The sequence below is a fragment of the Microcoleus sp. Pol7_A1 genome (assembly GCF_036701085.1).
GTDB lineage: Bacteria > Cyanobacteriota > Cyanobacteriia > Cyanobacteriales > Microcoleaceae > Microcoleus > Microcoleus asticus.
Genome location: NZ_JAUBQD010000004.1, coordinates 58,438 through 81,043 on the forward strand (window position 1 = coordinate 58,438; position 22,606 = coordinate 81,043).

Annotated in this window: 15 protein-coding genes and 1 CRISPR repeat array; of the genes, 11 read left to right on the top strand and 4 right to left on the bottom strand. The window is 45.3% G+C overall.

Annotated features, from left to right (window positions below):
- Positions 1-5: 5 nt before the first annotated feature.
- Complete coding sequence (menD, locus tag QUA20_RS04355; protein ID WP_333185737.1) at positions 6-1,946, top strand: 2-succinyl-5-enolpyruvyl-6-hydroxy-3-cyclohexene-1-carboxylic-acid synthase; 1,941 nt, start codon at positions 6-8, stop codon at positions 1,944-1,946.
- Between the two features lie 120 nt (positions 1,947-2,066).
- Here menD and grxC read toward each other — a convergent pair whose 3' ends face one another.
- On the bottom strand, positions 2,067-2,381 hold the full coding sequence (grxC, locus tag QUA20_RS04360) for a glutaredoxin 3 (RefSeq protein ID WP_333185740.1): 315 nt from the start codon (positions 2,379-2,381) through the stop codon (positions 2,067-2,069).
- 264 nt (positions 2,382-2,645) lie between these two features.
- Here grxC and QUA20_RS04365 point away from each other — a divergent pair, with 264 nt between their 5' ends.
- Positions 2,646-2,861: a hypothetical protein gene (locus QUA20_RS04365; RefSeq protein WP_172188518.1), complete on the top strand. Its 216-nt coding sequence runs from the start codon at positions 2,646-2,648 to the stop codon at positions 2,859-2,861.
- A gap of 173 nt (positions 2,862-3,034) precedes the next feature.
- Here QUA20_RS04365 and QUA20_RS04370 read toward each other — a convergent pair whose 3' ends face one another.
- Positions 3,035-3,901 (bottom strand): WYL domain-containing protein, encoded by an 867-nt coding sequence (locus QUA20_RS04370; protein ID WP_333185744.1) that lies wholly within the window; start codon positions 3,899-3,901, stop codon positions 3,035-3,037.
- Between the two features lie 479 nt (positions 3,902-4,380).
- Here QUA20_RS04370 and QUA20_RS04375 point away from each other — a divergent pair, with 479 nt between their 5' ends.
- The 9 genes from QUA20_RS04375 (at position 4,381) to cas2 (ending at position 14,852) form a co-directional block, all read left to right on the top strand.
- Positions 4,381-4,566: a hypothetical protein gene (locus QUA20_RS04375; RefSeq protein ID WP_333185747.1), complete on the top strand. Its 186-nt coding sequence runs from the start codon at positions 4,381-4,383 to the stop codon at positions 4,564-4,566.
- A gap of 130 nt (positions 4,567-4,696) precedes the next feature.
- Positions 4,697-7,237, top strand: coding sequence for a hypothetical protein (locus QUA20_RS04380; RefSeq protein ID WP_333185749.1), 2,541 nt, complete (start codon positions 4,697-4,699; stop codon positions 7,235-7,237).
- A 2-nt stretch (positions 7,238-7,239) separates the two neighbouring features.
- Entirely contained in the window at positions 7,240-8,184 is a 945-nt protein-coding gene (locus tag QUA20_RS04385) for a hypothetical protein (RefSeq protein WP_333185751.1), read from the top strand.
- Positions 8,185-8,187: 3 nt separating this feature from the next.
- Positions 8,188-9,000 (top strand): hypothetical protein, encoded by an 813-nt coding sequence (locus tag QUA20_RS04390; protein WP_333185754.1) that lies wholly within the window; start codon positions 8,188-8,190, stop codon positions 8,998-9,000.
- Between the two features lie 4 nt (positions 9,001-9,004).
- Positions 9,005-11,722 (top strand): CRISPR-associated helicase Cas3', encoded by a 2,718-nt coding sequence (gene cas3 / locus QUA20_RS04395; RefSeq protein ID WP_333185756.1) that lies wholly within the window; start codon positions 9,005-9,007, stop codon positions 11,720-11,722.
- Between the two features lie 42 nt (positions 11,723-11,764).
- Positions 11,765-12,601, top strand: a complete 837-nt coding sequence (gene cas6, locus QUA20_RS04400; RefSeq protein ID WP_333185758.1) for a CRISPR-associated endoribonuclease Cas6 — start codon at positions 11,765-11,767, stop codon at positions 12,599-12,601.
- A 350-nt stretch (positions 12,602-12,951) separates the two neighbouring features.
- Positions 12,952-13,545, top strand: coding sequence for a CRISPR-associated protein Cas4 (gene cas4 / locus QUA20_RS04405; RefSeq protein WP_333185760.1), 594 nt, complete (start codon positions 12,952-12,954; stop codon positions 13,543-13,545).
- 27 nt (positions 13,546-13,572) lie between these two features.
- Positions 13,573-14,574 (top strand): type I-D CRISPR-associated endonuclease Cas1d, encoded by a 1,002-nt coding sequence (gene cas1d, locus QUA20_RS04410; RefSeq protein ID WP_333185762.1) that lies wholly within the window; start codon positions 13,573-13,575, stop codon positions 14,572-14,574.
- A 2-nt stretch (positions 14,575-14,576) separates the two neighbouring features.
- Positions 14,577-14,852: a CRISPR-associated endonuclease Cas2 gene (gene cas2 / locus QUA20_RS04415; RefSeq protein ID WP_172188456.1), complete on the top strand. Its 276-nt coding sequence runs from the start codon at positions 14,577-14,579 to the stop codon at positions 14,850-14,852.
- A gap of 252 nt (positions 14,853-15,104) precedes the next feature.
- A CRISPR array of direct repeats spans positions 15,105-18,738; the repeat unit is 37 nt; unit sequence GCCGGAAAAAACCTAAAACCCTATCAGGGATTGAAAC.
- 80 nt (positions 18,739-18,818) lie between these two features.
- Here cas2 and QUA20_RS04420 read toward each other — a convergent pair.
- Together QUA20_RS04420 and QUA20_RS04425 are read right to left on the bottom strand one after the other, a co-directional pair.
- Positions 18,819-20,021 carry a glycosyltransferase family 4 protein gene (locus QUA20_RS04420; protein ID WP_333185766.1) on the bottom strand — a complete coding sequence of 401 codons (1,203 nt, stop codon included), beginning with the start codon at positions 20,019-20,021 and terminating at the stop codon, positions 18,819-18,821.
- A 101-nt stretch (positions 20,022-20,122) separates the two neighbouring features.
- On the bottom strand, positions 20,123-22,438 hold the full coding sequence (locus QUA20_RS04425) for an IMS domain-containing protein (protein WP_333185768.1): 2,316 nt from the start codon (positions 22,436-22,438) through the stop codon (positions 20,123-20,125).
- Positions 22,439-22,606: the final 168 nt, after the last annotated feature.

The window sequence follows — 22,606 nt, forward strand, 5'->3', positions numbered from 1 at the left end:
TAGCAATGCCAATAGATTTTCGCAACACAAATACCGTCTGGGCTTCCGTATTAGCAGAGACATTGCAACGACTGGGATTAACTACAGCCGTGATTTGTCCCGGTTCGCGATCGGCACCGCTAACAATAGCTTTTGCTCAAAACAAAAAAATAGAAACTATTCCCATACTCGACGAACGTTCAGCAAGTTTTTTTGCATTAGGAACCGCCCAAAAATCATATTTGCCAACAGCACTAATTTGTACGTCGGGAACCGCAGCCGCCAACTTTTATCCTGCGATAATAGAAGCCAGAGAAAGTCGAATTCCGCTGCTAATATTCACCGCAGATCGACCTCCTGAACTGCGCGACTGTCACGCCGGACAAGCGATCGACCAAGTTAAAATATACGGCAATTATCCGAACTGGCAAGCCGAATTAGCGATACCTTCTGCGTCCACAGGAATGCTAGACTATCTGCGGCAGACGATCGTGTATGCTTGGGAACGATCGCAATTTGCAACTCCCGGCCCCGTCCACCTCAACATCCCCTTTCGCGACCCGCTTGTACCCGTTCCAGACATAGCCGTAGAAGCTTTAGAAACAGAATTTAATCCCGAAGATTTCTTTGCAGGATTAGAACCCATTTTCGGAGGAGAAAGCTCTACCCCCCCCAGCCCCCCCTTGTTAAGGGGGGGAGAAGAAAGTACAATGCAACAGTGGCAAAAGTGCCGCAAAGGGATTATTATTGCAGGCGTTGCACAGCCTCAATTTGCCGAAAAATACTGTAGTGCGATCGCCCAAATTTCCAAATCCTTAAACTGGCCAGTTTTAGCAGAAGGACTATCCCCAGTCAGAAACTACGCCCAACTAAACCCCCATCTAATTTCCACCTACGATTTAATCCTGCGAAACCGCGAACTAGCAGATAAATTAACCCCTGAAATCGCCATTCAAATCGGAGACTTACCCACAAGCAAAGAACTGCGAAACTGGCTAGACAAAACCCAACCCAAACGCTACATAATCGACCCCAGCCACCACAACTTCGATCCCCTACACGGCAAAACAATTCACCTGCGAACCTCTGTAGAGCATCTAGCCACTGCTATTTCCCCTCAAGTCCCCCCCCTTAGCAAGGGGGGGTTAGGGGGGGTTCTAACCACTGCTACCACTAATAGCCCCCCTCAAATCCCCCCCCTAAACAAGGGCGAGTCAACTCCAGTCCCCCCCCTTAACAAGGGCAAATCAACTCCAGTCCCCCCCCTTAACAAGGGGGGGTTAGGGGGGGTTCTAACCTCTCCATCAAACGAATACCTCCAACTGTGGCGCAACACCGAAATCCAAGTCAGACAAACAATAGACCAAAAAATATCAGCAATTCAGAACATAATTGAACCCAAAGTTTCCTGGCTGCTTTCCCAAATTTTGCCACCGGGAACACCGATATTTATTGCCAACAGTATGCCCGTCAGAGATGTAGAGTTTTTCTGGAAGCCGAACAACTTAGAAATAAAACCGTTTTTCAATCGCGGCGCTAACGGTATAGACGGCACATTATCAACAGCGTTGGGAGTTTCTCACCGCAATCAAAGCAGCATCCTGCTAACAGGCGATTTAACACTTTTGCACGATACGAACGGTTTTTTAATTAAAAATAAATTTTTCTGTCATTTGACAATCATATTAATTAATAACAACGGTGGCGGAATTTTTGAAATGTTGCCCGTTGCCAAATTTGACCCCCCCTTTGAAGAGTTTTTTGCCACGCCGCAGGATATCAATTTTGCTCATTTGTGTGCAACTTATGGGGTGGAACACGAGATAATAGACGATTGGGAACAGTTCAAACAAAAATTAAGTTTTTTGCCAAATAGCGGGATTCGCGTCTTAGAATTGCAAACAGACAGGCGCGCAGATGCTAAATGGCGGCAAGACAATCTCGGTAAATTTGCCAAAGATTTGTAGTAAGGACTTTTGTCATTAAGCCTTTCGCGGGCGGGCAAGATGCCCACCCCACAAGCAGAAAATTCACTTTTTGTGGAACAGGCATCTTGCCTGTTCTTGGGAATGCTGCAATATCTAAGTTTAAAGGACGGGTTGAGCTAGCAGCGGATCTAACTGTCCTTCTGCATCGAGTTTGTGAATGTCATCGCAGCCGCCTACGTGTTGGTTATTAATGAAAATTTGCGGTACGCTGCGGCGTCCGTTAGCGCGATCGGCCATAGCCTTTCTAGCGGCTTCGTCGCCATCAATTTTGTATTCCGTGAAATTTACGCCTTTCCACCACAGCAAAGTTTTGGCGCGGATGCAGTAGGGACAGGTTTGCCAAGTATAGATTTCCACATTGGCTTTGATGCGATCGGGCTTGCGGCCCAAGATGGGATTCAGAAAATCAAGCATTTTCGGTACAGGGGTAAAAATTAAACAGGTTGGGGGATTAACGATCATTTTAGCGAAATGCCGTCAGCCCCACGTCCTACCCAAAAATCGGCGCGGGATGGAATTGCCCGTGGCAATCTGTGGCCCTGTGACCGAAGTCACAACTTTACTCTACTCGGATCACTTGCTTTCACCCTAGAGAATCACCTTCGCGGCCTCATTAATATCACCGATCTTTTGAGGAAACAAGAAGATGATAGATATATCGAATTCAACCGCACTGCCATGCACCCCGTACAACTCCTCCCCGGCGCTATCTCTGAAATCCTCGCTTCTGTAACTGATACAGGCGTTTTGACTCTGGCCGATCGCTACGGTTTGATGGCCGCCACCTTCGACGACTCTCTGAATGATGAAGACAGAGGCTGTGTCAACCGCTTGTTGCGGGCGGTGCTCAGAGGCCGAGTCCAAGTAGTCAACGAACTTTCAGCAGCATTCTAATCGGGATTTGAAGTTTTGTTCTGAAGGCAAGGTGAGTCAGCGGTAGATGAAAATAGTGGAAACTCAGGCAGGAGTTGAAACAGCGGTAATTTGAATTCGATTTAAAGTTTTCTCCTCTAACTCAACAACGGTTTATTTGTCAAAGCAGCCTTTACCGGCTGCTTTTTTTTGATTTAATCGCGGATTTCCAGGTTGTACTGGCGGCAGAGAGCGATCAGTTTTTGTTGGAATCGATCGCGCACGCTGTCTGGAGACACAATGACGCAATCTTCGCCGTAACGGAATACCTCCCGAATCAGCCAAAAGGGATTAGAGACGCGCCGGACGACTTGGCGGACATCTCCGATGACTTGATCTTCCTCACTGATATCTTTTTGCCTGCGTTCGTAAGCTTTTACCATGCCACGATAAAAGTGTAAGTATACTTTTAGGAAATCTAAGCCTTCCTCGCGCCACTGTGCGTCCATTGGCTCAATAGCCTTGATGCGATCGAAGCGCAAACACCGATTGTGAACAAGTTCGGGATAGTCGGGATTTTTGAGATCGTTAGTCTCTTCGCACCAGATTTCCAAGTAAAAGCGCTTTTCTTCAAAGGAAATCTCCGCGTAGCGCACTGTAAACTCCAGTTCCTCGTCTTGAGCGTTCAGGTAGAGCAGGCGGAAAGGTTGCTGGTTATTGATGTGTCGATCGACTTGAGTTCGCCATGCCACGCTAGGCTGATTAGCTAATTGCCAAAGCGATTGGCGCATCGGCGCTTCAAGCTCTCCTTGGTCTAACACCAGACTTAAAAGGGTTTGAGCTTGTCCGGCGTGACCTGAATCTGTCAGGATTTTAGTGGCTTGCAGTAGCGCTTCCACCTGAGTCGGGTTCAGGGTAAAGAGTTTGCGGACTTCCGGGGTTTGTTGGGCGATCGCTACGATCAACCCCGAAGGACTGGGACTTTTGCCCCAGAAAATGTTCAAGTGGCGAGCTAGCTCCTCTAACTGCTCCTTGGTTCCCGGCGGAACTGACAGTGTAAGTGTTTCTTTTTTCCTAGACATTTTTAAATATACTTGTATTTCTAGAATATATGTGCCATAGTCTATATTGTACTTGAGTTGACGGAGATTGCAGGCTGGCGATCGAGATAGAAGTTCCTGAGACTGAGAATTCGGTGTCTTTAGAACAACTCACTGCTGGTGATGGTGGAGCGATCGGGGAAGGCACTAAAAAAGCCAGAGTTCTGCTCTGGCTAGCGACCCCTGATAGGGATTTATGAAGTTGTGTTATAGCCCTAAGCACACGGTTTACACAGTTTCAATCCCTGATAGGGAGTCAGTTTTAGGGCTTCTCAAGCATATATTTCAAAAACCTACCTGTCAAGCCTATTGCCCTAAACACTATAGGACACAGACAGTTAAAAAATGCTATCGTTAGCAAAACCGCACGAGAGTCGTGCAGTCTCGCTATATAGCTTCGCACCTATTAGGCTAGCACTAGCATGGCTCGTTCGGTGTAAACCTATTGGAGGAAATCCAGTATGACTTACTCAATTGAAGTTATTGACTACAAAGTTGCCGTATACAGGGAACTGCGAGAGTTGCACGAACGCGAAATCGCACGGATTGACAGGTTGCTTCGGGACTTGGGGCGGGAAACTGTCGAAAGCGAGGAAGGTGAGGTAATCTCATACGCCGACTGCGCTGACTTGAGCTCAAGGCACTAATAACCGTCAGCGTTCAAAATTTTTTGATGTTGGCAGCGAAGATGGGAGTAGATTTTTAGCCTACCCCCATCTGAGATACCTTTTTCAAAAATGTGAAGTACCAATCTATTGAGGAAGAGGAGGCAGATTGATGATTGGAAAGCAACTCTCTTTGTTCGATGATTGGGGCGAACAGCCTCAAAAAGTCTCAAATCAAGATGCTATGGATGAGATTACTAACTCTGACATCAGCATTCTTTTAAGTGCCTTAGCTGCTAAAGTTATTTCTGACCGTCAAAGGTCAGAAGTAATTACTAAATTAGCAAATCAGTCAGAGGCGGTAGCGATCGCGCATTCCTTCAGCGACTCTGGTCTAATTAGAGAACTCAGACTCAGGCGCAGTCAAGAAAAAACTCAGCTACTAAAACTCACTTTCACAGGCGATCGCGTTTTCTATCAAAATCAAGATATTGGCAAAACTAAGATTTTGTACAAATCGCCGTTACCAGGAGAGCTACAGGCAAGATTATCTATTGAAAGTGCCATAGATAGATTTTTAGAGTATTTGCAGAAGCAATATCAAATAGCGGTACTCCATGAAAGTGACTATCACGTACAGGTTTTTATTCCCCATCGAAAACCACCAGCAGACTTTAGTCAATATTGGCGAGAGTTTATCGAAAATATTGCTTTCTCAACTTATGGCGATACCAAGCACAATTTACCAGGATTAGTACAGACATTCATTGTCATGCTCAATAGTGTCACTCTAGCCGGACGCGGTTTCAGTACCTTGGAAATTCCGATTTTGACACAAGAGCAATCTAATGTTTTAGCCGCTTGGTATTTGGCAGTTGTTAGGGAGGTAGAAAAGCGTCAAACAGAGCGTCAGAAGCAAATTAAGGCTCTCAAAACAGAAATAGATAATCCTGATACAACTGATAAAGACCGCAAATCTTCAGAAAAAAAGTTGCTAGAGAAGGAGGAGATGCAGTTAAAGGAAGCGAAAAAGTACAAGGAAGCTTTTCAAAAATCCTTTGGTAAAGTCCTGGAGGATCAACAGTCTATAGAGCAAGAGCTAAATCAAATTAAAAGTGAATTTGCCGACTCAGGGTTAACGAAAGCACAGAGGAATAAGTTACACAAACAGCAAGACAAGCTAGTTCCTCAAATTATTTTTACTCGAGAGTCGATCCAGCAAAAAATGCGATTGCTCGCAGAGTCAGATGGTGAACCATTTAAGTTTATTCAGTGCGATCGCCAACAAAACCCCGCTCGGTTCAAAGACATTGTTAACATTTCTAAAAGTTTCACTAAAACTGCTACAGACCAGATCAATGCAACTCGTGGAGATATTTTTACTCAGTGTATTCTAGAGATGTATCGCCTTTTGGAAAATCCGCCAAGCGATCAATTCCCTGAACCATTGTTGAGCGAACAGCCAAGTATCAAAGAAGTGCGATCTGCTGGAGATGACGGGAAAGATTTTTGCTATTCCTGTGGCGTTACTCTTGAAAATGCTAAATGGAAAGTAGCCAGATTTATGTTTGAGCGACCTTCCCAGCGTCGTCAATCGTCATCAAGCGAAGATCGACCTTATATTTGTGCTTCTTGTTCAGCTTTAGCATTTGCTTCACCCTTAAAAGTTACTGATGAAAGCATCATTTTGAAACTTGAACCAGTCAATCAAAGTGAACCTGCCCAACTCAAACTTAAAGACTACATTAGAATGTTAACCAATAAAGAGTTACATTTAAGTGCAGGTCGATATTTAGTCCTAGCCTCCGATCGAACTGGTGGGGGTGATTTAGCATCCCAGAAACTCGGTCAAGTTCAATATGCACTAGCAAAAGTAGCTTCAATTTTTGCCCTTGAGGTTTTAGCTGATTTTAAATTCTCGCTAATTATTCAGGGAAGTCAGCCAAAACACTTAGCCAGCAGATATCTAGTTTTCATAAAGGGATTGATCGACGGCTACAACCAATCAATTGTAATTACGGGCAAGGAAATTAATATGACTCTAGGCGATGCTGTTCGCTATATAGAGGGAGATTTACCCTTTCTTGCTGAATACGATGTGACGAAGGCTGCTGCTAAAGTCAACTCTTTGCAACTTGAGAAAGTCCGCCAACTCTACTGGCAAATCATTCAAGAAGACTTGAAATTACAAGGAGTAAATATGGGGTCATCAAACCAAATGGCTAAACGAGCCAAATTATACAAGGATGTCACTGCTTTGACTGGATTAACCTATGCCTTTGCTCAATCTTTAGAAAGTACAGCTAAAAAGGCAATGAAAACAGAAGATGCAGAAAGAGAAGTAAGTAAAATCATTGAAAAAGTGGATGATGCCGTTGCTTTTTGCTACTACGCCACCCTTGGGGATGAGAAAAAAACCAATGTCCAAGCAAGACTTTATTGCAACCCTGAAAACTACTTTGTTTATGAACAAACAAAGAATTTGTTGGAGGAATTAAAAATTACCAACAGAGAAGAAAAAGATGCCGAAAAACAGCAAATGTGGCTAACGCTCTACGCTGATGATGTCATGAGAGCTTATACCTACTTTGCTGAAAATGGCTACAGTCAAGACCGAGAGTGGAATGAGTTAACTTATAACTTAAAACTTTCTCTCTACACTCGTTTTCCTGAATTGGTTCGCAAAGTAAAATCTACCACGGATAAAAACTAATCATGGCTCCTAAAAAATCTCAAACAACTAATGATCAAACTGAAAATGGTTCTGAGACGGCTAAGGAATCCAAAGTAACCAGTGGATTACCCAGAACAGATGAAAAGAACCCTCGTATGCACTTTGATATTTATGCCATTCTTGAAGGTTCGCAGGAGCTTTATTTTGGGCATGAAGTACAAGTCAATGTCAACTTGGTGGAAATAGTTAAGCTCACTACTAAGGATGGGAAATCCATCGAAAAATGTTATATCTCTCCAACGAAACGGCGAGGCGTTGAGAGACGTTGCTTGCTTTGGGCACCTGTGAAAAGTGGGGAACTGCTAGGAGATAAACAACAGTGTGGCATTCCCAAAACTTGTGCGAAACCTGACTGTCCTATTTGCGCTCCCTATGGTGCTCTTGACCCAGGAAAAAGCACTTTAATTGGTCGCGTTACTCACGGTGGCGGTGTTGCTGTTCAAGATATTTACCCAGTAGAGAAGCAACGGGCAATGCACCCGGCACGTCTAGTAAATCAAAAAGATGAAACACCCATACCATTTAAGCGTCAGTACAATCAGCCCGGTATCCTCTATCCAGTTTCTAACCATGCGTTGAGTGTTACTGATAAAGATTTTTCCTCTGTTGCCTATGCTTTTCTGGATTCCTTACCACGGATTGGTTCAGGAAATCCCAAGGGAATTGCGATCGCCGAATCCGAGAATCAAACGCCTCTGCTAGTTGTCGACCGCTACTTAGTACCCAGAGGAAAACGCCCGATTATTTCTCCATCTGTAACCGATCCAAAACAAGCGATCGCAGACTTTATGCGCCTTGCCCAATATCCAGAAGATAATACCGATCGCATCCAAGCAACTTACTTCGATCGCTGGATTGGAAATGCAGCATTAGAGAAATTACAAGAATACGCCGCGAACTTCGTTGAAACTGTTTTACAGGCGTGATCTATGTATTGCATAAAACTCACCATCACACCTACGGCAGCAATGACATTCCGCATTCTGCCGGGGTCAATTCTCAATATTACCACCTATCCTTTTGTCCCACCGACAACTCTATCAGGATTCTTGCGAAGGCTAGGAATGCTCAGTGTAGGGTTAGAAATTCCTGAAACTCGAATCAACAAAGATGACCCCCCATTTTATGCTTTACCCCGTCATTATGTTGCGCTAGGAGCCTATCCTACCTTAAACACTTGGTGGGGAGTGCATAAAACCTATCGCAAAGGAATGCGCGAATTTAATCACGATGTATTTTCTCGCTTGTATGTGGAAAAAGACAAAGCAAACTTTCAACTTCACACTTGGGAATATTTAATTGTAGAGGAACTGACGGGCTATGTCGTTAGCGAATCTTTACAAGGTTTAGAACATTTCCAAGACTTAGAAACCTACGGCTGCAAACTGGGTAAAGAAGGCTTTGCCGTTGTGACAGAAGTTTTTCAGCCCATTGAGTTAAAGCGCGAAACAGTTACAGCTTATCCATCAACAATTGTCCCGATGGAAGCACTGTTACAGAGTTCTCAGTTTGTTGGAGGTTGCGATATTTACAACTTGTACCGTTACAACTGGTCTGCTGGTTCTGAAATTGATTCAGAAACAGAGGGATTTTTAGACCAAAATCGCACTCCTGTAGATGGATTTATTCCTTTTGTTGCCGCTTACTACCCGCAAGCTTTTAACTGTCCACCTACTCTTGATTGCTACACCGACGGAGAAATTTATCTCCCCGTTTCCCTTATCAACCTGCTAAGAGATTAAGTTTATGGCTAAGTCAGAACGTCAGCGTCCCTATAATTTTGGTCGTGTATTTTTTCCTAGTGACCCCAATCCCGAACCCGCAATTCCTAATGAAATCCGTTTTCAGCCTCTGGGCAATCATGTTGGGAATGTCATCAAGTTAGTTGAATACTGGGAGCGAGATGACTTTCCTTGTTCCTCATCCTTTGAACGGGTTAAGGAAGCAGCAAAAATTCACGACAAAGGCAAACCACAAAAGTTTGATCTGCGAGTTGAAACTAGCAGCAAAGGCATTTTCAAAAAATATATTTACTCTTTCAGAGGACATCGGTATTTAGCAGAAAGCAAAGATGCGTGGGCTGAGTCTTTGGCGAAAGGACACCACGATTTTTCGGTTAAAGATATCTGTCGTGATACTTATGAATTAAAGAAACATCCGGAGTATGCAAATAATCTCGCAGAAGAACCTTTAGCTTATGCACGAGAACTTTACATTTTAGAAATGTGCGATCAAATTGAAGCTGAGTTAGCTTGTCGGGTAATTGGAGATGACGAGCAAGCCGAGTCGCGCACTTTCATGGATTATACCATTGCTAAGGATGATTCCGAGCAAAATGTTTATCGAGTTGACCCTTGGATTTTCTCGCCCGGCCAAATTGAATTAACTTTTGACTATTGGTTGTTTTGTCTTTCTGAGGATGACAAGGCTGAGTTGAAAAAATGTCGGACAGAAAATCGAGATGTTGACTTAGGGAAAAAGTTAGACGCAATTGCTAAACAATGGTGGCAAAAGCAGCAAGGTCAGCCAGAAAAAGCAGAACCTCGAAAAGTGACGCTCAAACCTTATTCGTCAAACAAGCAGTTTCAAAATCGAGATTGTGAGTTTTGGTATCAGCAGTTAGCTGGATTTGCGCCTAACCCCATGCAAAAAATGATTTTTGAGGTAATTGAACAGACAGAAAACCCAGCTTTTTTGCTCAAATCGGCTACTGGTTCGGGAAAGTTTGAAGCGATTTTATTTCCGGCATTATCAAAAAATAGTCGTTTAATTTTGCCACTACCTGCTAGGAGTTTAATAGAAGACCAAAAACACCGAATTGAAAAGTATTTAAAACGTTTTTCTGAGCTGAACCCAGACCGGGAAATCTCTTTAGTCATCGATACTGGCTCTCAAATGCAACGCTGGGTTTATCGCAATGGAACAGAGGAACCTAAACCGAGAACTTACAATCCCAGACGGCATCTTTACAAGGCAGATGTCATTTTAACGACATTGGACAAATTTATCTACCGTTATTTTGCCTTTGGAGACAAGCAAAAGTCTTTTGTATTTCCCTTGAGGATTCACCGGGACAAAACTGGCGATGAAAAAACTATCATCTGTTTTGATGAGGCTCACAGTTACGATGAGATAGCATTTACAAATTTTCAAAGTTTAGTAAAGTCACTTTATGAAGCTGGGCGCTCGCTCATTCTGATGACAGCTACTATGCCACCAGAATATATCGACCGCTTCGATTACTTGGATGTGATTGATTGCATTGATAATCCTAGTAACGCTGAAGCACTCCGCCAATTTCAGCAGCGAACATTAAAGCAATCTTATCCAGAAGAAAGAAGCTTTGAATGGCTCAGCAACCTTAAAATAAATGTAAATAATCCTCAGATTTTCCCGCAGCAAATTGCTCAACTTGTTCTCAAAGAATGGAAAGCTAAAATTAATCGCAGGATCATTGCTGTTGTTGAAACGGTCAAAGATGCAGCGGTCATTTACCAACAAGTTCAATCACAGTTAATTTCTAGCACCGACGATTGGGGACAATTATTGTTCTTGTATCACGGCAGGATTGACCAGCATCTTAGACCAGAACTCTACCGACAACTAAAAAGTAGAGATGACCACGATAGACCTTATATTTTAATAACTACCAGTGCGATCGAGGTTGGTTGCGATTTGAATAGTGAGGTCTTAATTTCTGAAATTTGCCCGCCGGAAAACCTGATTCAAAGAGCGGGACGCTGCAACCGTCGAGGTAATATTTCTGATGCTAAGGTGATTTTGGTGGGGAATGCTATCCAAGAATTTGCTAATACGCTGGATGAGTCTGGATGGCAAACTTATCAAGATACTCTGCAACAGCTAACTCAATTTGAAACTCAGAAAATTGCTAAATGTATTTCGCGATCGCAACAAGTTAATGACTACCGAGTAGTCGAACTATTCTCAATGCTCCATGACTATGTTTACAGTGCTGACTTAACTTGTCAACCAGCTCACGAAAAAGGGCTAGTCGTTACTCGGAGTTGGACACCATCCGCAACATTAGTTTATGACGATGGAACTCATGGCGACAAAATTGAGAATATGCCTCAAGTGACAGTGCCAATTGACCGTTTAACCATCAAAAAAGACAAGAGTAATCAGTATGCCAATACTCATGTTTATGAACGCTACTATGACCAAGAAAAGACTTCATGGGAAAGGCGTGATTTACGCTGGGGCTTTGCCTATCAAAAAGATATTATCATCAAAATACATCGAAGTAATGATGGTGCATCCATGCTAGATGGGAATCCAGAATATTCCTATGAGCCAGAACTAGGTTTTGTGAAACTTCCAGGAGTTTTCATCAAGCTGAAAACAAATGGGTTTGATGAAAAATTATTATATCAGTATGGCAACACGGCTCAGAAAAAATCGGTAATTATTACCTACACCAAGGCATTAGAGGAGACGACTTAACAGCGATCGCACCCTAATCAACACAACCAACCATTAACCAATATGCCACACAGCCTAGTCCTCAACATCCTTCCCCTGGCCCCGATTCCCCCCGGATACCTCACCGGAAGACACCTGCACGCCCTCTTTCTCACCCTCGTGAGCTCCGTGGACAAAAAACTCGGCGATCGCCTCCACGATGCCACCGCCCAAAAATCCTTCACCCTCAGCCCTTTGCAAACTAAAAAATGCCCTTTCAAAAAACACCATTTCCTGCAATGGGAACACACAGAACCGATTCCAGAACATACCCTCTGTTGGTGGCGAATTACCCTGCTGGATGACACTTTATTTGGCAAATTAACTAATCTTTGGCTGAACCTCAATCCGTCGAAGCCGTGGCATCTCGGGCCTGCCGATTTGATGATTACTAAGATTCTCGGAACGCCCCAAGTAGATCAGCCTTGGGCTAATGCTTGCGATTACTCTCAATTGTACGATCGCGCTTCCGAAACTAATCGCTTAATTGCCTTCAGTTTTGCGACTCCTACTACTTTTAGGCAGGGCAAATTCGATTCGGTGATTCCTACTAGAGATTGCGTTTTTAATAGTCTCCTCAGTCGCTGGAATAAGTACAGCCCGATCGCAATTCCCGATCTTTCCTTCGATGCACTTTTTTCTACATTTGTCAATATCCGAAGTGAAAGATTGACTAACTATCAAAGCGATTTTGTCGGCATGGTTGGGGAGGTTAGTTATCGGATTTTGGGAGATGTGGAGCCTTTAGCGATTAAGCAAATTAATGCTTTGGCTGATTTTGCTGTTTACTGCGGGGTGGGGAGGAAAACTCCGATGGGGATGGGAATGACTCGGCGGATTGTTGTTAATAAGAGTTCTTGATAACTTAACGTAAAACCCATAGTCCGCCAGGGGTTTCAACCCCTGCCTCAAAGCTAAAGTCCTCTTAAGAGGACTGCAAGTATGAATGATTAAATTACTTCTTCAGTTGGTTTCAACCTTTGCGCTTACTGTTACCTATCAGCTCAAAATATCATCCATGATTAAATTACTTCTTCAGTCGGTTTCAACCGACTTTAGCTATGAGACAGGGGTTTCAACCCCTGACGGACTGGTGGAGCACTAATTCCTCACATTCTTTCGCCCCCACAGGGAAATTAAATGTTTCAACCCCTGGCGGACTGGCGGATAACTAATTCCCAATTACAAATCTCTTACAAACCCTTACAATCATGAACGATTTTGATTACATTTCCATCGCATCTCTCAACCAGTATTCCTATTGCGCTCACCGCTGCTGGCGGATGTTTTGTGCGGGGGAATTCGCGGACAATCAGTATACCATTGAAGGGACGAGTTTGCACGATCGCGTTCACACGATGGGCGAGATTAACCGCGATGAAACTTGGCAGGTTCGGGCAATTTGGCTGAAGTCTGAGCGCTACAAACTAATTGGTAAATCGGATTTGATTGAGTCGGCTGAGGGTGAGATTTATCCGGTGGAATACAAGCGGGGACGGAAGGGGGAATGGGATAACGACGAGTTGCAAGTTTGCGCCCAAGCGCTTTGTTTGGAGGAGATGACGGGGAAAACTATTGCGACTGGATATGTGTATTATGCGCAGTCGCATCAGCGGCAATTAGTGGAGATTTCTGAGGGGTTGAGACAGGAGGCGATCGCCACTATCACCGCTATCCAATTTTTGCTGCAAACAGGCACAATGCCTCGACCTAATTATACCAAACGCTGTCAAGGTTGCAGCCTTTATCAGCAATGTTTGCCGCAAGCTGCTGAGAAAGTCCTGCGCTATCAAGAAGCTAATTAATCCAAACTACAAATTTAGGAGTCGATCGTGGGAACACTGTATATCAATCAAGATGATGTGTTTATTGGGAAAACAGATGAACGGCTGAATGTCAAGGCAAAGAATCAAATCTTACAGGATGTGCCTTTGATTCATTTAGATGGAGTGGTGATTTTGGGACGGGCGACTATTTCCCCGGCGGCGATCGCAGAATTGTTACAACGGAAAATTCCTCTGACTTTTATCACGGATACGGGTCACTATTTGGGTAAGCTGGAACCGGAATTAAGTAAAAACATTTTCGTTCGCAATGCTCAGTGGAAAGCGGCGGGGGAAACTCCGCAAGCTATTCATGTTGTCCGGGGTTTTATTCGGGGTAAATTGAAGAATTATCGCACCAGTTTATCTCAAACTCAGCGGGAACATTCGGAAATCAATTTAGCTTCGGCAATTATGCAGATTTCCAATGCGATCGCCAAACTTGACAAAACTGACAATATTGACTCCTTGCGCGCACAGGAAGGTGCTGGAAGTGCGGCATATTTCAGAGTTTTCAACCAATTAATTCGCGCGGAAGGCTTTGTGTTTCAACCGCGACACCGCCCTGCTACGGATCCGGTGAATTCTTTGATGAATTTTGCTTACACGCTGCTGCGTCACGATGTGCAAAGCGCGATTAATATTGTGGGATTTGATCCTTATTTAGGATACCTTCATATGCAGCGCTACGGTCGCGTGGGTTTAGCATTTGATTTGATGGAAGAGTTCCGCCCTTTGGTAGCAGACAGTATCATTTTGAATGCGATTAACCGCCGGATTCTGACGCCGAATGATTTTACTGTGGAACCTCTGAGTAATGTGGTGCGACTGTCGGAAACGGGACGGAAAGAGTTTCTGAAGTTGTATGAAAAGAAAAAGCAGTCTGAGTTTAAGCATCCTGTTTTGAAACGCAAGTGCACGTATCAAGAAGCTTTTGAAATTCAAGGGCGGCTGTTGGCGAAATATTTGATGGGCGAAATTGACAAATATCCACCTTTAGTTTTGTACTAGATATGCACATTCTGATTTCTTACGATATTTCCGAAGATAAGCGCCGGACAAAGATTCACAAAATGCTGAAATCCTATGGGCAGTGGATGCAGTACAGTGTGTTTGAGTGTGCTGATTTGAGCGAGACTCAGTATGCGAAGTTGCGATCGCGCCTGAACAAAGTCATCAAACCCAACGAAGACAGTATTTTGTTTTTCCCGCTGTGCGCTTGCTGTCAGGGTAAGATCGAACGCATTGGTGGGGTAGTGCCAGCCGATCGCACAATATTTTTTGCTTAGTTTCCGTGAATGGGTAGGTGTTAAAATCGGGGTATCAAATTTTTCGGCTCAAACTCACGTGCAGCAAGAGTTTGATGCCCCTCCTCTGAAAAAACGCTTCGCGGAAATTGTGAAAGCTTTACAGGATAAGGTTTTGGAGTGAGTATGAATTTTTTGGTATTGACAAGCCGCAGGCTGGAATGGTACTTTTGTTTTAGATTTACGGAACTGCACCTTGAAAACCAAATACAGCAAGGCTTCTGGAACGGGCGGGCCGGAAAAAACCTAAAACCCTATCAGGGATTGAAACTTCTGGGGAAGTAGCTAAGCGTTACAAGACTGTTAAAGCCGGAAAAAACCTAAAACCCTATCAGGGATTGAAACTGGATTACTAAAAAGTAGATCCGACAAACTTACCAAGGCCGGAAAAAACCTAAAACCCTATCAGGGATTGAAACAAACTGACTGCAAGTGGAGAAGGTGCGGGTTTAGGGCCGGAAAAAACCTAAAACCCTATCAGGGATTGAAACATTCAAGCTGCGGTTTTTGATGTAAGTCGTCATTAGGCCGGAAAAAACCTAAAACCCTATCAGGGATTGAAACAAGATTACTGAAACTCAAAAGCAAGAACTACAGAAAGGCCGGAAAAAACCTAAAACCCTATCAGGGATTGAAACTCTCCAACACTATTTTGTCCATTTTTTTTAATTGGCCGGAAAAAACCTAAAACCCTATCAGGGATTGAAACATCCTAATATCAAGCTTAACTAAACCGGGATAAGCCGGAAAAAACCTAAAACCCTATCAGGGATTGAAACTATCGAGGAGTAGGGGAAGGATTCACAGAACCGCGGCCGGAAAAAACCTAAAACCCTATCAGGGATTGAAACTAACGAAACTTCCGAAACTTACAAAGTGCTGGAGGCCGGAAAAAACCTAAAACCCTATCAGGGATTGAAACCTCGGACGAGTGGCGCTTTAAAGACGAAATTAGCGGCCGGAAAAAACCTAAAACCCTATCAGGGATTGAAACGGGTAACGGTAATTGACATAGATTTCTGTAAAAATCGCGGCCGGAAAAAACCTAAAACCCTATCAGGGATTGAAACTTCACAAGTTGGGAGCGTTGATTCTCCAACGGCGAGCCGGAAAAAACCTAAAACCCTATCAGGGATTGAAACGAAAGTTTTAATAGTTTAAAAACTCAGTTTTTTAGGGCCGGAAAAAACCTAAAACCCTATCAGGGATTGAAACACACAAAGGCAAACAGATAAGTGTTGAAACCAGAAAAGGCCGGAAAAAACCTAAAACCCTATCAGGGATTGAAACTGTCGACTTGGCCGAAGCTAGCAATTGGTATATTAGGCCGGAAAAAACCTAAAACCCTATCAGGGATTGAAACTTTGGAATGTCAACGCTTCTTTTGTGGAGCCGTCAGGCCGGAAAAAACCTAAAACCCTATCAGGGATTGAAACTTCCGCTACTTCCTCCTTCTAACTCCCAGCGAACCTTACAGCCGGAAAAAACCTAAAACCCTATCAGGGATTGAAACCCCGAAGGCATTATGGCTTGCATACCACCTAAAAATCTAAAGGCCGGAAAAAACCTAAAACCCTATCAGGGATTGAAACACAGTTTGCTTCAACTTGAAGGGTTTATCGAGCTAGGCCGGAAAAAACCTAAAACCCTATCAGGGATTGAAACTTGCCACTGTCAAGGAATTTAAGGTAAATGTGAGGCCGGAAAAAACCTAAAACCCTATCAGGGATTGAAACTTTAATGAAGAAACGTTTCCACCGAATTCCTACGGGCCGGAAAAAACCTAAAACCCTATCAGGGATTGAAACTCTCCGGCCATTGCAGCAACCTCAGGGACAAAAAGGCCGGAAAAAACCTAAAACCCTATCAGGGATTGAAACCTGTCGCTCTTTCTCTATAACTCGCCTGACGCAGGCCGGAAAAAACCTAAAACCCTATCAGGGATTGAAACTTGAGATCTCATGGGTTTTTCATGCCCGATCTAAAAGCCGGAAAAAACCTAAAACCCTATCAGGGATTGAAACGAGGACTAAACACCCTTCGACTTTTTATCTTTGGGCCGGAAAAAACCTAAAACCCTATCAGGGATTGAAACCAAATTTCGCCAACCAGTCGGCGATCATCTTTGAGGCCGGAAAAAACCTAAAACCCTATCAGGGATTGAAACGTCGCGGCGGCAGAATTAGGGTTATGCCGATCGCTGCCGGAAAAAACCTAAAACCCTATCAGGGATTGAAACGTAGTAAGGGAAGAAACAATAAAGCAATATTTATAGCCGGAAAAAACCTAAAACCCTATCAGGGATTGAAACTATCGAAATTTTAGACCAACTGGCGATCGAAGAAGGCAAGCCGGAAAAAACCTAAAACCCTATCAGGGATTGAAACGAAAATATTTCCGATGAAGAAGAGCATGATATTTGGCCGGAAAAAACCTAAAACCCTATCAGGGATTGAAACGAGCATATCGCTGTAAGATTGATTTCCATCAAAAGCCGGAAAAAACCTAAAACCCTATCAGGGATTGAAACGTATCCACAATCGAGCTAATTTATTAGAATGTTCGCCGGAAAAAACCTAAAACCCTATCAGGGATTGAAACTTAAAACATTCAGAGAGGAAGTCGAAGCATCGCCCCTTGGCCGGAAAAAACCTAAAACCCTATCAGGGATTGAAACATGACTCGCACAAGCCGATCAGCTACGCTGGAGGCCGGAAAAAACCTAAAACCCTATCAGGGATTGAAACAACCTTACCTATCCAATTGCGCAAAAATTAATAAGGCCGGAAAAAACCTAAAACCCTATCAGGGATTGAAACGTAGCGGACATTGCTGACAAGTTTGTTGGCGTAGCTGACACTGGCCGGAAAAAACCTAAAACCCTATCAGGGATTGAAACTGTAACTCGCTTACCTTACAAGAATAATTCGGCTCAAGGCCGGAAAAAACCTAAAACCCTATCAGGGATTGAAACTGTAACTCGCTTACCTTACAAGAATAATTCGGCTCAAGGCCGGAAAAAACCTAAAACCCTATCAGGGATTGAAACTGCATTGAACCATCTGCCAAAATTCGTGGCCCGATTCTTTGCGCCGGAAAAAACCTAAAACCCTATCAGGGATTGAAACGAAGCGATCGAACTGTGGATTAAGGAAAGAGAATCAGCAGCGCCGGAAAAAACCTAAAACCCTATCAGGGATTGAAACTGAGCCAGCTCTGAGACTTTGATTTGAAGCTGCGACGCCGGAAAAAACCTAAAACCCTATCAGGGATTGAAACTTGTCAACTGAGGATTTGACAGCGCTGGGTATCAAGAGCCGGAAAAAACCTAAAACCCTATCAGGGATTGAAACAACAAGGTTCACCCTATCGACGGCTCGCTGCAAGCCGGAAAAAACCTAAAACCCTATCAGGGATTGAAACAATATAACGAATTAGAGAGTTAATGCTTCTATGACCTGTGCCGGAAAAAACCTAAAACCCTATCAGGGATTGAAACAGTTTTTCCCGCCCAGCAGTTCCCCACAGCGGCCCAGGCCGGAAAAAACCTAAAACCCTATCAGGGATTGAAACCAAATCTCGCAGGGTGCTCAACAGGTCGATCGTGCCGGAAAAAACCTAAAACCCTATCAGGGATTGAAACGCCGAAGAATGGACAGATAACCACAAATATGATACGGCACGCCGGAAAAAACCTAAAACCCTATCAGGGATTGAAACTTCCTTGCTCAGCCACCACAGCTTGACCGGGCAAGCCGGAAAAAACCTAAAACCCTATCAGGGATTGAAACTACATTTGCTCTGCCCATGCCGTTGCCGTAGGTAATTGAAGCCGGAAAAAACCTAAAACCCTATCAGGGATTGAAACGTGCCACAAACCGCTGATCGCTTCGCCTCCTCAAAGGCCGGAAAAAACCTATTTCCCCATCTAGGGCTTGAAACGCCAAACTACAAAATTATTGGCTCAAAAATAGACTTCTCCTCTCTCTTTTTATCTCCTCCCATAACCTCCAACAATCGATCGACTACGCGCCTCCAAGTAAAATTTTCCGCCACAAAACCCGGGCCCGCAACCCTAGCTTTCGCAGCTATACCAGGCTGCTCGATCGCAATTCGCATCAAATCAGTCAAATGTTCCCACTCAGGAGCTAGGATAAATAAAGTTTCCCCATCGCTCGCCACAGCCGTCAATTTACTTTCAATCCGCAGTGCAAAGTCCGATCGCGTAAAATCATCCGTAGGGCCGCCCGCAGTGCAAATAACCGGCAAACCGCAAGCAGCAGCTTCCAACACCGGCAGATTAAAACCTTCTGCTAAATAGGGAGAAACATAAGCATCTGCTGCTTGGTAAAACTCAGCTATTTGAGCAAAAGATAGCTGGCTGCCAGTATAAATTAATCTCGGTAAAACTCTCGCTCTTTCAGCATCGTCGAGGACAACTCGGCTGGCTTCAGCAATCTCGTCTCTCGACGGATAAAGCAGTTCTGAACCTTTTAAAACTAATCTCGCATCTGGATATTTGTCAACTACCGCAGCGAAGGCTTTTAATAAAGGGCGAATACCTTTGCGATCCGTTTGCCCTCCGATGTTTAAAAATATAAAATAGTTTGACCAGCCAAAGCTTTGGCGCAGCGATTGACGCCGATCGCCCGAGAGAGGATAATAAATCTTAGGATCGACTCCCAAAGGTACGACGGCAATGCGATCGGCCTCAACACCGCTGCGAATTAAGCCGGCTTTTGACCACGCCGACGGTGTAATAATTTTGGTTTCTGAATTAACCGGGGTTTGGGCGATCGACTTAACCCCCATCGCCTGCAATACTGTACTGGTAACAATCCCCCATTCTGTGGCTGCAAATACCCAAGTGGCGGCGCTGCTGGATGCCGAGAAGTCCCACGGGCAGTACATTCGCAGCGTAACATCCGCTGACTGATTTGCGGCAGGGTTCTTAATGCTGCGGAGTAATGTTTCATTTGGGCGATCGAACAAACTAACTTTCGTCTCCCAAGCTGCGTCTATGTAAGGCATATCGCGGTGGAAAAGCTCAATTTGTCCTCGCGGGCGATCGAGCATTTCCAGCAGTTGAAATTGATTGGCTACGCAATAGGAATGATAAATAAAACGCCAGCCTTCAACAATAATCTGCAATTCAAAACTCCAGCTTTTGGGATTAAAAATTTAACTAACAATTAGAAATTGGTAATTAGCAACTAGCAAGCAGAAATTACCAATTACCAATTACCAATTCCTTACTTAATCACTTGCCAATCCATAATCCGCCACTGTCCGTCTTGGCGGATCAAGTCGTAGCGCACCCGCAGGTTTTCGTTGCGGGAAGAAACGAGCTGATCGCGATCGAACACTTCGGCTTTTTCCGCTACTTGGGCTTCTACTTGGGCGCGATCGGGATTAGTCGGATTCGTCTTAACTCCATTAACTTGCAGCTTGTGTACGTAACGCTGATGCGCGTTGTTTCGCTCTTGAGCGTCTGCCATCAATTGCCAGCGAGACAAAGCCGGTTCTGTCAGAACTTGCTTTAATTCTTCCACAGTGTGGTTGGGGCCCAAAGCCGCTGCTTTCGCCGACAGCCAGCCTTGAACTATTTGTTCTGCTGATTCTTCAGTGATTTCTCCCGACACCGGGGCTGCAGCGCCAGGCTCTGGGGCCACGGAAACAGCCGGGATTTCTATGGGCGCTGCTTCAAACCCGACGCGGGCGTGCTCTCCTTGCAGGGATGGGCCCGAGAGGGCTTGCATCGCGCTCGCCAACAGACTGAGTATGAACCACAGCAGTAAAAGGCTCAGGACACCTGCGACTAGAAACAGAGCCAGTCTGTTTCGAGGCATAGACTTGACTTGGGCGGAAAGTTCTGCTGCCTTAGTGCGCGCCCGATCGACCAAATCGCCTGTTAGCGCCTTGCCGGTTGCTCCGCTGCGCCCTGAATGTTGGCGCCTGCGATGCTTGGAAGTTGAGTCTGCGGGCTGTCCCGCCGTAGCTGTCGGGAGAGAGACGGCGGCAGCAGTGCTCGCCGCAGCAGCCGTTGCCTGGAATTTCGGGCCTGAGGCTGCGGTTTCGGTCTCGGCAGGTACGGGGGTCAAGGTGACGGTACTAGCTCCCTGCGGGGCGGATGGTGGGGTTACTGCTGCGGGCGATCGGCCTGCTGTCGGTTGCAGCCGCGCCGCGGGCTTGCCCGAGCGGGGCTGCACCACGACCCATTCGTTGGCGGTTTCTGCGTCCTGTGGCAAAGCTTCTAGGTAAGCTTGTACTTTCGGGTCGGCAAAGTAATCTTTCAAGGAGACTGACTGGTTGGCCAAGTCGCGGAAGTGGGGAAACACCTCCTCTTGCAGCCAGTGTTCGGCGTACAAGCACAGTCCGGGCAACAAATCGGGAGAATCTTGGGAATGTTCGCGAATGAAGGCGAGGGGTTCTTTTTCCGAACTGAGTTCGAGGGCTCTGCTGGCTTCTTCTGTCTGGCCCAGCAGCAGGGAACAAACGGCTTTTTCCAGGTGAACGTCTTGGCGGCGGCCGAGCTGCATCAGCATCAGCTTGGCGCGACGGATCATCGATGGCTGTCTGGCGGCAAATCCTTGGGCTAACAGGGTGTAGACCGAGAGGTAAGTGGCGACTGCGGAGGGGCGGCCGGCTTCGGCTTCAAATAGCGTCTGCTGCTCGCTGCTGGTTAGGTGTTTGCGCAATTGCTGCACGAAGCGGAGGAAGTCTTCTATTCCTAAACCCGATCGATCGTCTCCCGAACCGTCGATGCCGCCCCGTTCTTGAAGCATTTCTCGCAGGATTTGCAGTCCCCGGCGACGCTCGGCAACTTTTTCTTCAGGGAGGGATAGTAGCTCTAAAATGTTGTACGGACGCAGTTTGTATAGGTCGGCTTGCATTTCACCCCTCACGCTTGCAAATAGGCTTTCGCGCAGCAGCACTTCTTGGCCTGCTTCTAATGATTTTGCGGCATTTTCGTACTGACCTTGCTGCCACTGTTCGCGGCCGAGTTCTAGACAGGCAAGGCTGACGGTTAAAACTATATCTGGCCGCACGAGCTGGGGGTCGCCGAAACGACCTTCTGCGATCGCGATGCTGCCATTGTTAAGATACGGGCGACCCAGCTTCTGTACGAGTTCGTATTCCCCCAGTTCTTGCAGTATGAGCAGGGCTCCTACGAATTGGTTGTCATCGATTTCAATACTTGGAGTGTGGGGGTCGGGAGCAGCCTCTAAAGGCTTGGACTCTGCCGGAGCTGTTTCTCCTGCGTCTTGCAGGACTGTGGCCGTGCCTGCTGAGGTTTTCGACCTCTGGTGCTTGGCTTCCTGTGCGGCTTCCGACTCTCGATCGTAAGTTTTGGCTAAAAAACTGGCATCGTAAGCTTTGCGCTCGTCTGAGTCTGACAGAACGGCGCAGGCTTCATCGAGCAGTTGTTTGCGGGCCACGATCGCAACTTCGGAATACTCCCTGCGCGGAAGCTGTAAAGTTCGATCGCGGTGAGCCTGCTGCAACTGTTCGGCAGTAGCTTGAATCGGTAGACCCAAAATCCGGTAGTAATCTAGTGGAATTAACACTGTCCACTTCCCCAAAGCGCTAGCAACTGAATTAGCCTATCTTAAGTGAGATACTCCCGCAAACCAAATCAAAAATTCTGGTGTTGGCTTCCAACCGCCCAATTCACGGTATGTTGGAGTTACGGTAGAGATAATGTGATTTTTTTCCCTCTACAGGGTTTTACAGCA

Bases quoted from the DNA above. Each gene is read 5' to 3' on its own strand.
- cas2 (WP_172188456.1), top strand. From the start codon at position 14,577: ATGCACATTCTGATTTCTTACGATATTTCCGAAGATAAGCGCCGGACA.
- QUA20_RS04375 (WP_333185747.1), top strand. From the start codon at position 4,381: ATGACTTACTCAATTGAAGTTATTGACTACAAAGTTGCCGTATACAGG.
- cas6 (WP_333185758.1), top strand. From the start codon at position 11,765: ATGCCACACAGCCTAGTCCTCAACATCCTTCCCCTGGCCCCGATTCCC.
- menD (WP_333185737.1), top strand. From the start codon at position 6: ATGCCAATAGATTTTCGCAACACAAATACCGTCTGGGCTTCCGTATTA.
- QUA20_RS04365 (WP_172188518.1), top strand. From the start codon at position 2,646: ATGCACCCCGTACAACTCCTCCCCGGCGCTATCTCTGAAATCCTCGCT.
- cas3 (WP_333185756.1), top strand. From the start codon at position 9,005: ATGGCTAAGTCAGAACGTCAGCGTCCCTATAATTTTGGTCGTGTATTT.
- QUA20_RS04370 (WP_333185744.1), bottom strand. From the start codon at position 3,901: ATGTCTAGGAAAAAAGAAACACTTACACTGTCAGTTCCGCCGGGAACC.
- grxC (WP_333185740.1), bottom strand. From the start codon at position 2,381: ATGCTTGATTTTCTGAATCCCATCTTGGGCCGCAAGCCCGATCGCATC.
- QUA20_RS04390 (WP_333185754.1), top strand. From the start codon at position 8,188: ATGTATTGCATAAAACTCACCATCACACCTACGGCAGCAATGACATTC.
- cas4 (WP_333185760.1), top strand. From the start codon at position 12,952: ATGAACGATTTTGATTACATTTCCATCGCATCTCTCAACCAGTATTCC.
- QUA20_RS04385 (WP_333185751.1), top strand. From the start codon at position 7,240: ATGGCTCCTAAAAAATCTCAAACAACTAATGATCAAACTGAAAATGGT.
- QUA20_RS04380 (WP_333185749.1), top strand. From the start codon at position 4,697: ATGATTGGAAAGCAACTCTCTTTGTTCGATGATTGGGGCGAACAGCCT.